The 14,201-nt window shown below is 46.8% G+C and carries 12 protein-coding genes; 1 reads left to right on the top strand and 11 read right to left on the bottom strand.

Features of this window, described 5'->3' with window-relative positions:
- Window positions 1–41: 41 nt before the first annotated feature.
- From Q369_RS0109535 to Q369_RS0109500, 8 genes are all read right to left on the bottom strand, one after another.
- Window positions 42–2,804, bottom strand: a complete 2,763-nt coding sequence (locus Q369_RS0109535) for a 2-oxoglutarate dehydrogenase E1 component (RefSeq protein ID WP_031527577.1) — start codon at window positions 2,802–2,804, stop codon at window positions 42–44.
- A 108-nt stretch (window positions 2,805–2,912) separates the two neighbouring features.
- Window positions 2,913–3,836, bottom strand: a complete 924-nt coding sequence (locus Q369_RS0109530; protein WP_051663992.1) for a PorP/SprF family type IX secretion system membrane protein — start codon at window positions 3,834–3,836, stop codon at window positions 2,913–2,915.
- A gap of 112 nt (window positions 3,837–3,948) precedes the next feature.
- Entirely contained in the window at window positions 3,949–7,158 is a 3,210-nt protein-coding gene (locus Q369_RS0109525) for a hypothetical protein (RefSeq protein ID WP_031527575.1), read from the bottom strand.
- A 16-nt stretch (window positions 7,159–7,174) separates the two neighbouring features.
- Window positions 7,175–8,242 (bottom strand): NAD(P)/FAD-dependent oxidoreductase, encoded by a 1,068-nt coding sequence (locus tag Q369_RS0109520; RefSeq protein WP_031527574.1) that lies wholly within the window; start codon window positions 8,240–8,242, stop codon window positions 7,175–7,177.
- A gap of 2 nt (window positions 8,243–8,244) precedes the next feature.
- Window positions 8,245–8,955: a (d)CMP kinase gene (gene cmk / locus Q369_RS0109515; RefSeq protein WP_031527573.1), complete on the bottom strand. Its 711-nt coding sequence runs from the start codon at window positions 8,953–8,955 to the stop codon at window positions 8,245–8,247.
- Window positions 8,956–9,092: 137 nt separating this feature from the next.
- A complete protein-coding gene (locus tag Q369_RS0109510) occupies window positions 9,093–9,599 on the bottom strand; it encodes a GNAT family N-acetyltransferase (protein WP_031527572.1) in 507 nt (168 codons plus the stop codon).
- A 2-nt stretch (window positions 9,600–9,601) separates the two neighbouring features.
- On the bottom strand, window positions 9,602–10,189 hold the full coding sequence (locus tag Q369_RS0109505) for a LutC/YkgG family protein (RefSeq protein WP_031527571.1): 588 nt from the start codon (window positions 10,187–10,189) through the stop codon (window positions 9,602–9,604).
- Window positions 10,189–11,565 (bottom strand): lactate utilization protein B, encoded by a 1,377-nt coding sequence (locus Q369_RS0109500; RefSeq protein ID WP_031527570.1) that lies wholly within the window; start codon window positions 11,563–11,565, stop codon window positions 10,189–10,191. The genes Q369_RS0109505 and Q369_RS0109500 overlap by 1 nt, the downstream gene beginning before the upstream one ends.
- A 243-nt stretch (window positions 11,566–11,808) precedes the next feature.
- Between Q369_RS0109500 and Q369_RS0109495 the strand changes: the two genes are divergently transcribed.
- The gene (locus Q369_RS0109495) at window positions 11,809–12,204 is read left to right on the top strand and encodes a T9SS type A sorting domain-containing protein (RefSeq protein WP_031527569.1); all 396 of its coding nucleotides are present in this window, start codon (window positions 11,809–11,811) and stop codon (window positions 12,202–12,204) included.
- Between the two features lie 65 nt (window positions 12,205–12,269).
- Here Q369_RS0109495 and Q369_RS0109490 read toward each other — a convergent pair whose 3' ends face one another.
- The 3 genes from Q369_RS0109490 to Q369_RS0109480 are packed head-to-tail and all read right to left on the bottom strand — an operon-like array spanning window position 12,270 to window position 14,194.
- Complete coding sequence (locus tag Q369_RS0109490; protein ID WP_031527568.1) at window positions 12,270–13,046, bottom strand: (Fe-S)-binding protein; 777 nt, start codon at window positions 13,044–13,046, stop codon at window positions 12,270–12,272.
- A gap of 1 nt (window position 13,047) precedes the next feature.
- Window positions 13,048–13,830, bottom strand: a complete 783-nt coding sequence (locus tag Q369_RS0109485) for an endonuclease/exonuclease/phosphatase family protein (protein ID WP_229206786.1) — start codon at window positions 13,828–13,830, stop codon at window positions 13,048–13,050.
- Between the two features lie 28 nt (window positions 13,831–13,858).
- A complete protein-coding gene (locus Q369_RS0109480) occupies window positions 13,859–14,194 on the bottom strand; it encodes an L-rhamnose mutarotase (protein ID WP_031527566.1) in 336 nt (111 codons plus the stop codon).
- Between the last annotated feature and the right edge of the window lie 7 nt (window positions 14,195–14,201).

The following is a 14,201-nucleotide window of genomic DNA, read 5'->3' as shown; positions in this document are numbered from 1 at the left end:
GCAATCTTGTTGTCGAATTAAGTCTTAATTTATGGGAACAATCATTCAAAAGCTCTTCTGATAATCTCCGCCTGCTCTTTTGAGTGGATCTTGGCAAAACCTGTCGAAGGTGATGCACTTGACTCACGGGCGATTACTTGCAGCGGTTTCGCGCCTTTGTACATTCGCAGCATAAATGTCCAGCCGCCCATGTTGAAAGGTTCTTCCTGCACCCAATATACTTTTGCGTCCGGATACTGGTTCAGATGCGCGTCGATCTGAGTTTGCGGGAATGGATGCATTTGTTCAAGACGAATGATAGCAACATCGTCCCGCTTATCTGCCTGCTGTTTCTCGTAAAGTTCGTAGTAGAGCTTTCCTGTGCACAGAAGTACCTTCTTCACTTTCTTCGGATCAGCATAAGTATCGCCAATCGTTTCCTGGAAAGAGCCGTTTACGAGGCTGTCAATCGGAGAAACACAAAGCGGGTGACGCAGCATTGATTTGGGCGACATCACGATCAGCGGCTTCCTGAATGGGAATTTTAGCTGACGGCGCAACAAATGGAAGAAGTTGGCAGGTGTTGTCACATTGGCCACAATGATATTATAGTTAGCCGAAAGTTGCAGATACCGCTCCGGGCGCGCATTCGAGTGCTCTGGTCCTTGTCCCTCATATCCGTGAGGTAACAACATCACCAGCCCTGTCCAGCGGTCCCACTTCGTTTCGCTTGAAGTTACAAACTGGTCAATAATCACCTGTGTACCATTGGCAAAGTCACCAAACTGCGCTTCCCAGATTACCAGTGCATTTGGGTTCGCCATTGAATAGCCAAATTCAAAGCCCAAAACTCCGTACTCAGAAAGCAGTGAGTTATAGATCATAAATTGGCCCTGGCCTTCCTGAATGTGCTGCAGACTGTTGTAAGCCGCATTGGTTTCCACATCACGGAGTACTGCATGGCGGTGTGAGAAAGTACCGCGCTGTACATCCTGCCCACTTAGTCTTACGATATTTCCTTCTGCAAGAATGGATCCGTAAGCAAGCAGCTCGGCAGTAGCCCAGTTTACTTCTTTTTTATCAAAAATCATCTGCTCGCGATCTTTGAGCAGCTTGTCGATTTGTTTAAGTCTGTTGAAATTCTCTGGAGTTGAAATCAGCGCCTTTCCGATTTTTTCAAGAATATCAAGCGGCACGCCCGTTTCAGGTGATTTTTCAAAATCCTCCGGCTTCGACTTGCGTAATGTATGCCACTCCTGTTCCAGCTTAGGCAATGTATAAGGCAATGCTTTTTGCTTCACCATGTCCAGACGCTCCTGCAACAACTGCTTGAACTCTTTGTCCATATTTGCAGCCAGCTGCGCGTCTACATCACCCCTGTCAGCAAGTGTCTTCTGATAGATCTCTCTTGGGTTCTGGTGCGTTTCAATCGATTTGTATAAAACCGGCTGCGTAAACTTCGGTTCGTCTGCTTCATTGTGTCCGTGGCGGCGATAGCAAACCATGTCAATGAAGATATCCTTGTTGAACTTCTGACGGTATTCCACAGCCAGGCGCATACAGTATACTACTGCTTCCGGATCATCCCCATTCACGTGCAGTACCGGCGCATCAACTATTTTGGCGATATCAGTACAGTAGATACTCGATCTCGCATCAATGAAGTCTGTTGTAAAACCAACCTGGTTGTTGATCACAAAGTGGATAGTACCTCCTGTGTAATAACCATTCAGTGCCGACATTTGGGTTACTTCGTAAACGATACCCTGACCGGCAACAGCCGCATCTCCGTGAATCAGCACAGGCAGCACGCGATCGTAGTCGCTATCGTACATTCCGTCGGCACGGGCGCGGATATAACCTTCCACAACCGGATTAACCGCTTCCAGGTGAGAAGGGTTAGGAGCCAGCTTCATATGCACTTTGTGACCATCTTTGGTGGTAATCTGGCTAGCGAAACCCATGTGGTATTTCACGTCACCATCTCCCCAAACCTGATCTGGCAAATTACCTTCGAACTCATTAAAAATCTGTCCGTAAGTCTTTTGCATAATGTTGGCGAGCACGTTCAAGCGGCCGCGGTGCGCCATTCCGATCATCACTTCCACCACACCCATTTCGGCGGCTTTGTTGATCATCGCGTCCAACGCAGGAATGGTCGTTTCTCCACCTTCCAGTGAAAAACGCTTCTGTCCAAGGTATTTGGTATGGAGGAAATTCTCAAAAACGACTGCTTCGTTCAGCTTTGAAAGAATATGTTTTTTCTCATCTATTGAGAAATCCATTTTCAATGCTTCGGTCTCGATTTTCTTACGAAGCCAGCTCTTTTGCTCACGGTCGCGAATGTAGAGATATTCGAAACCTATATTTCTTGTGTAGATCGTTTTGAGCGATTCTACGATTTCTTTCAGCGTTGCAGGTCGGCCAAAAACTTCAACACCGGCCTCAAAAACCGTATCCAGATCCTCGGGACCCAGGTTAAAATCGGCAATATCAAGTTGTGGGCGACGGTCTTTTCTTTTCTGGATTGGGTTGGTAGTGGCCATTAAATGGCCCCGTGAACGGTATCCGCGAATTAAATGGACAACCTCCATTTCTTTGCGGATCCTGCCGGGATCTGATTTCCCGACTGTGGCGGCTTCCTTACCGGCAGCAGCCCCGTTTGAGTGCCCGTTACCATTGACGGGATATTTTTGATAGAAGTCGAATCCTTCAAAAAACTTCTGCCATCCTTCATCAACTGAGGTGGCATCTTGCTTGTAGGAATTGTACAATTCCTCTATGTAAGCGGCGTCGGAATTTGCTATGTAAGTGTATTTATCCATCACAAAAGTGATTATTTCATTTATGGCACAAAGGTACGAGACTTATGTAAAGATTACGAATAAAATCTCCTTTTAACTGGGTTTAAAAACATTTCTACTGCGCATATTTTAATACTTATGAAATCCTTTGGGATTCGGAACGAATTTCAGCATTAGTTCGTGAATTCCCTTCGGGCCGGTATAAGAAGCGTAAATTTGCTCAGCTGTGCGGGTGCTGTAAAAATATCCCAGCCGCACATTCCTCCCCACTTGTACTTCACCCGATAATTGAAGATAATCTACTTTGGAAGAGAAGGCAGTATATCCTCCGCCGGCCCGGTAAGAGGCACCGATCCCCACTTTTTCACTTACCCATAACCTTGTACCAAAATCGAACCTAAGCTTTCTGTCCTTTTCCTGCACAAACAAAACATGAGGCAGCAGCATCAATTCGTCGCCGAGCTCGTAGCTCCCCCCCGCCATGATATACAACGGTCTCCGATATACTGAGGCCAGGGGCTGGTTTCCAAAATTACCTCCCAGCAACTCAGGTTTTGAAACACCGAAATACAAGTTGTCTGAACGCAGCCACGCACCTATTCCAAACGAACCTACGGCTTTGTTGTTGCCGCCATAACCACTTTGGTCCATTACGGGCAGCACGTTAATGCCTCCCTGCGCTCCCAGCCCAAGCTTCCATTGGTCCGAAATTCCGAGGTGAAATGCAAAAGATCCGGTAAATCCGGTAGTAGTAAAATAGCTGGTTTGGTCATTAAGCGCTTGGAAACCAATTCCAAACTTGCCGTTCGCAACCGTACCGTCTGCCGCGAAAGTCTGGCTCGATGGGGAATTCCGGATATTGAACCACTTCCTTCGAAACATGGCCGTCATATTGAAATCCTCACGCACGCCGGTAAATCCCGGATTGATCGACATTGGATTTTGGAGATATTGCTCGTAAAGCACTTCCCTCTGCGCCGATGCAGAATGATAAATACCCAGCAGCAAAAGCACGGTAAAAGTGAGTTTTCGCATTCCGTAATGTGTGTTCATTTTGATATAGTTTTCATAAGAAAGTGCTTCTCAGATACTAAAAATGGCAGAAGATTTGATCTTCTGCCATCTTTATAACTCCAATTATTTGACTTTATACTTAAAATTTTTCCTAAAAATCATAACCCAGTGTTACATAAGGTACTGCCTTTCCGGTATATCCATTGTCAACGCCCCACGCATAATCAAACTTCGCGTAGAAGCCGAACAAGGTTGTTCTTACACCCATACCGTATCCCATCAGGTAAGGGTTTTTATAATTGGTAACAGTTGCACGGAATGGATCGTCTTCGGTACCGATGATCTGGGTATTCAGACTGTTGTTTTCGCTAAATGGTCCTTTCCCAGTCCATGCTGTTCCGATATCCCCAAAACCTACGATCTGGAAATTCCGGAGGAAGCTCGATGTGATTGCGCCGCGGTACAGGTATTTCACCAATGGAATACGCAGCTCCGCATTCACAAGCATATAGCTGGTTCCTGACAGGCGGTTTAGATTGAAGCCCCTCAGGTTGGTAGCGAAGTCTGCAAAGAAAATGTCCCGGTTGTCTTTCTGGAAATTCAATGGATTATCCCCGGTTCTGTTTTCTTTCTTATTTCCTATCCAGTTTTCCATACCACCCAATATGTTCTGCTTTGGAGCGCGGCCGCCTGAGTGACTTGCTGCCGCTCTCACTGCTAGAATCAGGTCGCGGTGCAATTTCTGGTAGTGCCTGAAATCCAGACTTACCCGGTTGAAACTCTCATTTCCGTCAGTTAGCCCCTGGTGCATGTCGTAACGTACTTTGAAACGCGTACCCTCCATCATGTTCATTCCGTTGACGCGGGTATTATCGTAAACATATTCGCTCCGTAAGCCGCCGTAACTCGATGCAAGATCCGGATTTGGCAAAATATAAACATCGATCATGCGGGTCGAAGTAAACATAGGCGAAACAGAGAAGCGGCTCGTTGTAGAGAATGGGTACGATGCGGTGAACATCAGCTGATTGAACCGGTATTTCTGCGGCGCGCCTTCGGTATCGATATAGAGATTTTTTCTGTCAAACCTGACACCAAAGTCAATGCGATAAGTATTATTGGAATATTCAGCAAACAGATCACTGTTCCGGAAATTCGAGGAGATGAATAATCCTGCCTTGATCACATGGTTTTCGAGCAGATCATTCATCGAAATAGATTGTGCAAACCCGAACCCTCTGATTGGATCAACGCGCCAGTCCGAACTTGCGTCATTGGTGATAAACAATCCTTTGTAAGAAGTCGGCCCCTTGATAGCGATGTTCTCGCGGGTTGCTCTCGTTCTGGAAAGCGCGCCGGGCGTCGTCGGGAAAGTGCCTCTGGTACGCTTCGACTCAAATGCTTTCAAAACATCTTCATCAAACTCATAATTGTCTGTATCAACTTCGCCCTCTTTCAATGCAAGCTTTGGCGTTTCTGCCGCCTGCTGCTCCGCCGGCTTAACAGAATCTACCTTTGTGCCTATATTCGCGGCACTAACCTGGGCAGCGGACCCGGTGAGTGCAGGGGTGTTGATGGTTGAATTAAGATCAAATGCATTCTTGTAAGCAGCTACATAATGGCCGTCATTCAGATAAGTATAAGCCAGCGCACCACCCGATTTGAAATTGATATCTGCATTACGGATGTTCTGAATGTGGTTGGTCAGCTGCGATATGGTTGAAGAAGCTCTGTTGTATTTGAAAAGATTATTTACTCCTTTTCCATTTGAGAGGTAAACCAGATCGTTCGCGTCAGCATACACAGGCAATAGCTTAGACTTGCCGTCGCCTTGCACCAGCTTTACGACATTGGCGGATCTTGGCGTTCCGTCGTGCTCGTAAATGGTATAGGAAGTTGAAATCGATTTGTAACTTCCCTTATCGGCAGTACCTACTGAATCGACAGGCCGGTTTGATGAGAATACCACTTTGCGGGAAGATCCCTGGATAAATCTTGGTGAGAGATCGTCGTAAAGATCATTCGTCAAAGCAAGTGGTGAGGCGCGGGCTACACTAATCAGGAACAAATCATTTTGTCCCCCTTTATCTGCACTCACAGCCATCATGGTACCATCATGAGAAATGTCCATATCCATGATCTGATCCAAGCCCCTGATATTTCTTCTCAGCTTGATCTTCACCTTCTTAGTACCCAGGTTTTCGTATATATATAAATTCTTGCGCTCATTTTCGGAAGCAAGCACAGCCAGCTGGTTATTCCTGAACCACGCCAAAAGCGGCGGCTGCGTTTTGGCTCTTCCGCCGATCAGATCCAGTTTTCCCTGACGGATAATTTTCTTGGAGCGGGTTTCGCTATCAAACAAGTACACGCGATACCGGCCATTTTTGATCTCGCTGACAGCCGTAAATTTTTTATCAGGCGAAATTTTGATCACAGCGCTCGCATCCGAAACATTGAACTCATTTAGCTTGTACTTCCAGGAAGGACTTGGCTCTGCATAAAACTGCTCTGCGTTTTTGTTTTGATTGAGATAATAAGCGCGCCATTCCCGGAGAAAGCGGTTGTAAGATTGTACGCCCAAAGTGCTGGTGATGCTCGTTTGCTCAGTGCGGATAATGCGCGTAAGATTGAGGATATCTGAGATCTTATCTTTTCCGTAACGCTCAGCAATGTAATTCCAAATGGACTGACCGATCAGCGTTGCGTCGTTTCCGGTCATCAAAGTTGGCTTTCTTACATGCCTGTTTTTGAAAAAGTCCCGCATGTAATCATTCAGCTCTGGCGACCAGCCGTCAGCGATGTAAGCGGCGGTACCTGACATAAACCATTCAGGAAGCGTCAGTAAAAGCGAGCTTTGCAGCGCCTCTTTCATGTTGCCGCCATAGAGCATGTCATATACAAAAAGTAAGCTGATGTCTTTCACCAGCTTCTTGCGAAAACCGATCTGATCACCTGTATAAGCTACTTCCACCCGCGATTGCGAAAGGTCCAGCTTCTGCTCGTTCAGATTGTCCAGCGTAGACAATCCCATATTACTTTGTTCGAGCTCTGCGGGTGAATTGTAGAGGAAAATTTTGACGCGGCTGTAAGGAGTCCAGCCAAGAATATCTGTGATTTTGTCAAACTCACTTTCCGCATACTGGGCAGTGAGACGGGCAAGATTGGTACCGCCCTGATAATGATAGATTTCAAAATTGGTGGTCTTGAAAATCTTCCAGTTGAACTTCTTGAACTGAACACGGTTCTTTCCGAAAGTTTCCTGAGATGGATAGCGCTGCGCCATTGTTTGCGTTATCACGCCTGTAAGTGCTACTAATCCGACCGAGAAAATTAGTTTGTATATATTTCTAATGCTCATAATACTTGGGCTGTCTTCAACGGAAATATAACGAAAAATACCTTTTAATATTAACTAACGGATTCAATTCTTTGCCGTTTTCCAGGTGCCCGGCAAGCTGGTTTGCAAAAAAAGGTGCCAGTGTAACTCCCTTCGTACCTAAACCGTTGAAAATACATATGTTACTATGCTCGGGATGGATCCCCAGCAGCGGTCTCCTGTCCTTCACGGAGGGCCGCACGCCGGCAGACGAAGACTGAATGCGATACGGTACTTTAATCAATGCATTCAGCTTCTCTTTCAGCTCATCTTCCGCTGCTTTGGTAGGTTCCCAATCGAGGGGATCCCAGGAGTAAGTAGCCCCTACCCGCATGTTGCTTTCGCCAACCGGCAGCATAAATACTCCCTGGTTCACAATATAATCCGGCACAACGATGTCAGTTGAAACATCAAGGATCTGGCCTTTTACCGGCGCAAATGGAAGCCAGCTGAAATACGGATTTTCGTTCCCTAAAAAACCTTGACAAAAAACTACCTTATTGAATGTCAATCCATTATAACGAACGGAATGGATATCGATCTGAATATCTTCCGAATTGAACTTCGCCTCCTGATAACACCCTTTTTCCTGAAAAAACGTTTTGCTTTGGTCAAGTAGTAAAGGCAAATCCACCCAACCCGACCGTACTACCTGCAGTCCGCCAAAAGGGGACTGTACATAGGCAGACAAGTCGGCGCGCTGATCCGTTGCAATGTACGGTGCAATCGCCGGGTCTGCCGTTTGAGCCAAATACGTATTCTGCTCCTCAATGGATCTGAAAGGCCGGAAAATAGGAATGGAATAAATAAGCCTGCAACCCAGCTGATCTTCAAGCTTTTTGTAAAATGATTGCGAGTAGGGAAACAGATCATCGGCAAGCCAGGTTTTTACAAGCTTTTTGCCTGTCAGCGGATTGAATATTCCTGCGGCTACTTTAGAAGAAGAACGCAATGTAGAATCTCCCAGAACAAGAACTTTCTTACCCAGATCAAGTAAGTGCATCGCCAGTGTTGTACCCGCAAGTCCCTGCCCAACTATCAGGTATTCGTAGTCAAAATCAGCCATTTTCAAGCCTTGCTGGCATTTCGGCGACGCAGAGAGAGTCCGATCTGCTCGTCGGCCAGACGCACCACAAGCTCCACCTGCTCGTCAAGCGTCATCATGGAGTTATCAATGTAAACTGCATCTTCCGCTTGTCGCAACGGGCTTTCGGCTCGGTTTGTGTCGATGTGATCGCGCATTTTCAGATTTTCCGCAATCTCTTCCAACCCTACCAGCTCGCCGCGCTCCATCAACTCGATCTGCCTTCTTTGTGCACGAATGAGCGGGTCGGCAGTCATAAATATTTTCAGCTCAGCTTGCGGGAATACCACGGTACCTATATCGCGCCCGTCCATGACAATCCCCTTTGTTTTGCCCATTCGCTGCTGCTGTGCCACAAGCGCGTGGCGTACTTCGGCAATGGCGCTCACATCGCTTACCTTTTCGGAAACATACATTTTGCGGATTTCATCTTCCACATTCGCGCCATTGAGGTAAGTATCGTTGCGGCCCAGCTGTGCATGCCGCCGGAAGGAGATCTGAATGTTGCTCAATGCAGTTTCAACCTCTTTCGGGTTGGTAAGACTGACGTGATTTTGAATAAAATATAAGGTCACAGCCCGGTACATCGCGCCCGTGTCTATGTAGGGGTAGTTGAGCTGTTTTGCAACCTGTTTCGCGGTCGTGCTTTTGCCACAACTGGAATAGCCATCGATTGCAACAATGATTTTTGGCATAATTGGAGTCGTCATTTTCCGTTTTTCCAAATGCGGATCAGCCGGAAAAATAAATATCGTGAACTATGCAAAAATAGAGGAAAGAACTCGCCTCGGACTTTTTTGCTGAAAGTTTTTGGAGAAAAAGAAATAACTGCTCAGGCCAGCTTCACGTACAAGTGTTCGTCGAGCACCTGGCCATTTTTAATAATTGCTTTACGGTGAACAGCTTCCAGCTCATAACCCGCTTTTTCCAGTACACGCATGGATGCAGCATTGGATTCAAAAACACCAGCAAACAACCTTGTAATAGAGGTATTCTCAAAGATCCACGCAGTCATTTCCCTCAATGCCGCTGTCATGATATTACGCCCCCAGAAAGGTTCGCCAAGCCAGTAGCCGATTTCTGCATTGTTCCGGTAAATGTCCTCCTGCCGCACTACGCCAATCCCGCCTGCAAACTCGCCCTCTACGAAAACTGCCCGCTGAAATGCGTTGCTATTCACATTGCTGCACATATCAATCCAATAATGGGCGTCGGCTATAGTATATGGATAAGGAAAATTATCCCGCACGTGGGCCGATACTTTCGGGTTATCTGCCAGCCGCGCCAGGTCACTGGCCATGCTTCTCTGAAAAAGCCGAAGCTCGATTTCCTTTTCCATACCTATTCTTCTTCAATCAGGAAAATAACCATACTCCGAGCGCCGTGCGCGCCGATTACCAGCGATTGCTCGATATCGGCCGTTTTGGAAGGACCTGCGATAAAGCACCCCCAGCCAGTGGTGTCGGTAAGCCGCTCGTAAGCATCGTGCATATTGTTGACAATAGCCGAGCGAGGAATAGCAAGTGCCAGATTTTGTGTGATAAAAGGCAGTACCCGATGTTGCAGGTGCCGGTCTGAAATCCACACTGCCCCATTCTCCGCTACACCAAATTCTGCTTTCAGGATTGCGATCTCGATCAGTTCGAGTTCATGCGGATCGGTTACATTCAAGCTAAAATCAGCCCAGGAACCCAGCTGCGGAATGTTGGTCGCGCGGTTTACAACACCTGCGTAAAGCTCCTCTGCCTTCTCGGCAAGCTCCTGTGCATTCTTTACAATAATAACTTCCGTATAAACCGATTGCAGCGTTTCGATAAACTTGCTTTCCGTGCTTTCGAAAAAACTGGCAAACCGTATCTGTTCCGGCAACGCAATCGGCCCCGGCTTGTTCAGGCGGATCTTTTCCAGGATTTGTTCTCTTGTACCCATTATTCTCTGCGGTTGCGGATGTACCAGTCTCTGAAACTCTCTTTGGGTGCTTCGGGCATATCGCGTTGTTTATACCAGGGATTCAATCCGTTATTTACAACAAATGGTATGGTACGCATGACCGAGCGGCCCAGCCTGCCGGACCATTGATAAAACCGCGGCTGCGACAATACCATTGACATTGCTCGGATGCCCAAACCTTTCGACTGCGGCACGTGGCCGGCTTTTGCCAGTACCTGCCTCCATTTATAAAGCTGATCGTGGATATCAATTTTCACCGGACATACATTGGAGCAGCTTCCGCATAATGTACTCGCAAACGGAAGATCTGCATTCTTCGTCATATCGAGGTTGGGAGCCAGTATCGAACCGATGGGGCCGGCAACTGCATTATGGTAGCTGTGCCCCCCACTCCGCCGATATACCGGACAGGTATTCATGCAGGCGCCGCACCGAATGCATTTAAGCGAATTACGAAAATCTTCACGCCCCAGCTGGGTGGTGCGTCCATTGTCAACAATTATAATGTGCATTTCCTGTCCTTCGCGCGGCTTTTTGAAATGACTATTATAAGTAGTGACAGGCTGGCCGGTTGCGCTTCTTGCGAGTAATCTCAAAAACACGCCAAGATGCTCCTGCTTCGGAATAATTTTCTCGAAACCCATGGAAGCAATATGAATCTCGGCCAGGTGCGCGCCCATGTCCGCATTTCCTTCATTGGTAGCGACAACAAATCCGCCGGTTTCGGCAATGGCGAAGTTAACGCCTGTCAATGCAGCCCTTCGCGTCAGGAATTTGTCGCGCAAATGTTGCCTCGCGGCTTCCGTCAGGTACTGCGGGTCGGTTGCGCCTGCTTCTGTGCCAAGATGTTCGTGAAAGAGGTCACCTATATCTTTCTTTTTCAGGTGAATAGCGGGCAGTACGATGTGGCTCGGCGGCTCTTTCCTCAGCTGAACAATGCGCTCACCCAGATCGGTATCGATCACTTCAATGCCATTGTTTACCAGGAATTCATTCATGAGGCATTCCTCGGTCAGCATGGACTTGCTTTTTACCATTTTGGTAATGCCGTGATTTCTCAGCAGGCCCAGCACTATTTCATTATGTTCCGCAGCATTCGCGGCCCAATGCACATGCACGCCGTTCTCTTTTGCCTTTTGCTCGAAACTGATCAGCAGCTCATCCATATGAGACAAAACGTAGTTCTTAATGCCGGATGCAGCTTCGCGAAGCTGCTCCCATTCCGGTAGCAGCTTAGACGATTTATCCCGCTTCTGGCGCACAAACCAGAGTGTTTCGTCGTGCCAGTCAACATACGATTCGTCGCGATTGAAAACTTCCGAGGCTTCGGAATGTGCTGTGATTGTGTTAGACATAATTACCTTAACAATTTAGTAATAGTACTTTTAAAAGAATAAGAATTGTACTTTTCACATTCGTTGTACTATTTCAAGTTTGCAAATTGTTTAACAAACAACTTTTAAAATCTCCAAAAAAAGCTATTTTATTGTATTGCAATATCTTATACTTTTGAACCACAAAGTTTTTCGATCGGGGCATCGGAGTCTCAAACAAAGTTTAGTTTAACTTTTTTTAGACACATTAAAATTTTCACTCCTATGAAAACCAAAAACACTCTTATCATCGCAGCCTTGACTGGCTTGCTACTATCGGGTTCTGCTTTTAATTCTATCGCACAGGACAACATCGTTTCTGCTGAAAATACGAAGTCAGCTTCTGACAAACTGACTATTCTGCAGATTAAACCAATGCAATTCCGCGTTTCATATAATAATCCAGTTTCAAAGAATGTTTCAGTACGCATTCTGGATACTGAAAACAATGTACTTTTCTCAGAAAACAAACGCATTGACAACAGCTATCTGAAGTATTTCGATTTGTCTACCCTGATGGATGGTACTTATACCTTCGAAATCACGGACGGAAAAGAGAAAGCTTCACAATCGTTTGACATTTTGACTACAACGAGCCGCGTTGTTTCTTCAATCAACTAACGAGGCTCTTCTCAGATTCTGAACAGGCGCGGAGCACATCCGTAAACTTTGTAAAATACCGGGACTCACGCGATGGGTTCCGGTATTTGTTTTACAGCACTGTTCAAAATTTCCGCGATATGCTTTACCTGTACTTTGGAGTTGCTTCGCTTCAAAATCCCACTCAAATGCATTAGGCAGCTCATATCCGAGCCGGTAATGAATTCAGCATGGTGCCTGATGTGGTCCGCAACTCTGTCTTTGCCCATTTTAACCGACACCGCTTCTTCACTTACACAAAACGTTCCGCCGAAACCGCAGCATTCATCGGTGCGGTCGAGATCGATCAGCTCCAATCCTTTTACCTGCCGCAATAATGAAACGGGTTTTGAGAATGGCTCTGCATTAAGCTCCGACATTTGCGAAAGATATAATCCCCGCTGCCCGTGGCAACCCTGGTGCAGTCCGACGCGGTAAGGAAACTCCGCTTCGATATGTTCTATTTTCAGGATATCAGTAATGAACTCAACCAGTTCGTACACTTTCTTGCGTAACACCTTTGACTCATCGGCGCGGTTATCGGCCTTTAAATGTTCTTTAACGTGCAGCGCACAGCTTCCCGATGGGGAAACCACGTAATCGCATTGTGAAAACTGGTCGAAAAACAGGTTATCGCAGGATCTTGAAAGATGCTCAAAACCCGAGTTGGCCATCGGTTGGCCGCAACAAGTCTGGTTGAGCGGGAAAGTAACCCGGCAGCCCAGCTTTTCCAGCAGTTCAAGCGTGGCGATACCCACCTGCGGATAAAACTGATCGACGTAACAGGGAATAAATAATCCGATTTTGAGGCTTGAGTAATTCATTTTACCAAAATTCAATGGTGGCAAGGATAGGATAGTGATCGGAAACTTCGGGATAGTTTCGCAGCACTTTATAGTTCTTAACGCGTACTCTGTTATTCAGTAATGCGAAAATATAATCGAGCCTGTCGCCCGGTAATCCTTCATTCCAGGTCTGCAATTGCGAACCTTGTGCCGCATCCTGCCAGTTTTTACGGAAGGAAAAGTAAGGCTGTTCATTGGGACGAGCGCCCATATCCATTCCGATCAGCACAGGTTGAATGCTGTTGACCAGCATCTGGTTAATATAGGCAGCCTGCAAAGCCCGGTCCATTACTGAGGCATATTCCAGCCGCGAGCTGCACATCCGGAACGTAAGTCCTTTCGTCGGATTCACGAGCCCGCACAGCAGCACTTTCGGATCTGCGCCTTGCGTGGTGGGCAATGCAATGGACTGCGAGTTTTCAAACGTCCACCTGGACAATATCCCCACCCCCTGCGATCCGTTTTCCGATCGGTCCGCCTCTCCGTACAGGTAATGCATTCCGGTTTGTACGGCGATCTGCCGGAGCTGAAACTGCGTTTTCCCTTTATCTACCAAACTGTCGACAGCCTGCAATGCAATCAGGTCAGGTTTGTGATCGGAGATAATTTTGAGAATATCCCTCAGGTTCGACTCGTCTTTCAGATTAAGTCCGTGCCGGATATTGAAGCTCATTACTTTCACCTCCGTTGTGCGGCGCGGCTGCGAGGCCGATAAGCTGCATGAAATAAGTGCAATCAGTAAAATATAGCCTAATCTGCTCAAACTGTTCGAATCTGGTTCACAAAACTTCCTATGGTTCGAGGGCAAAAATTTTCTCCATCAATACCCACTTTTCGCCAGGTTTTGCCTGGGGCAGCGCTTTCTGGTATTTCCACATCAATTGCTCCCATTCCTGAACTTTGGCATTCGCCGCATCCATTTGGGCTTTGTTCTCAAAACTGAAATCATCTTCCGTTTCCATGATCATGAATAACCTGTCGCCGAGCCGGAAAATTTCCATCTGTGTGATGCCTGCGTCTCTGATACTTTTTTCTATCTCTGGCCTGAGCTGCTTGTGATAAGCTACATACTCACTGATCATCACAGGATCGTTAACCAGGTCGACAGCAAGACAGTACCTTTTCATTTCTTCT

It is taken from the genome of Dyadobacter crusticola DSM 16708 (assembly GCF_000701505.1).
In the GTDB taxonomy this organism is placed as follows: Bacteria; Bacteroidota; Bacteroidia; order Cytophagales; family Spirosomataceae; genus Dyadobacter; species Dyadobacter crusticola.
This window is presented reverse-complemented; position numbering and strand designations above follow the sequence as displayed.

Bases quoted from the DNA above. Each gene is read 5' to 3' on its own strand.
- Q369_RS0109535 (WP_031527577.1), bottom strand. From the start codon at position 2,804: ATGGATAAATACACTTACATAGCAAATTCCGACGCCGCTTACATAGAG.
- Q369_RS0109530 (WP_051663992.1), bottom strand. From the start codon at position 3,836: ATGAACACACATTACGGAATGCGAAAACTCACTTTTACCGTGCTTTTG.
- Q369_RS0109525 (WP_031527575.1), bottom strand. From the start codon at position 7,158: ATGAGCATTAGAAATATATACAAACTAATTTTCTCGGTCGGATTAGTA.
- Q369_RS0109520 (WP_031527574.1), bottom strand. From the start codon at position 8,242: ATGGCTGATTTTGACTACGAATACCTGATAGTTGGGCAGGGACTTGCG.
- cmk (WP_031527573.1), bottom strand. From the start codon at position 8,955: ATGCCAAAAATCATTGTTGCAATCGATGGCTATTCCAGTTGTGGCAAA.
- Q369_RS0109510 (WP_031527572.1), bottom strand. From the start codon at position 9,599: ATGGAAAAGGAAATCGAGCTTCGGCTTTTTCAGAGAAGCATGGCCAGT.
- Q369_RS0109505 (WP_031527571.1), bottom strand. From the start codon at position 10,189: ATGGGTACAAGAGAACAAATCCTGGAAAAGATCCGCCTGAACAAGCCG.
- Q369_RS0109500 (WP_031527570.1), bottom strand. From the start codon at position 11,565: ATGTCTAACACAATCACAGCACATTCCGAAGCCTCGGAAGTTTTCAAT.
- Q369_RS0109495 (WP_031527569.1), top strand. From the start codon at position 11,809: ATGAAAACCAAAAACACTCTTATCATCGCAGCCTTGACTGGCTTGCTA.
- Q369_RS0109490 (WP_031527568.1), bottom strand. From the start codon at position 13,046: ATGAATTACTCAAGCCTCAAAATCGGATTATTTATTCCCTGTTACGTC.
- Q369_RS0109480 (WP_031527566.1), bottom strand. From the start codon at position 14,194: ATGAAAAGGTACTGTCTTGCTGTCGACCTGGTTAACGATCCTGTGATG.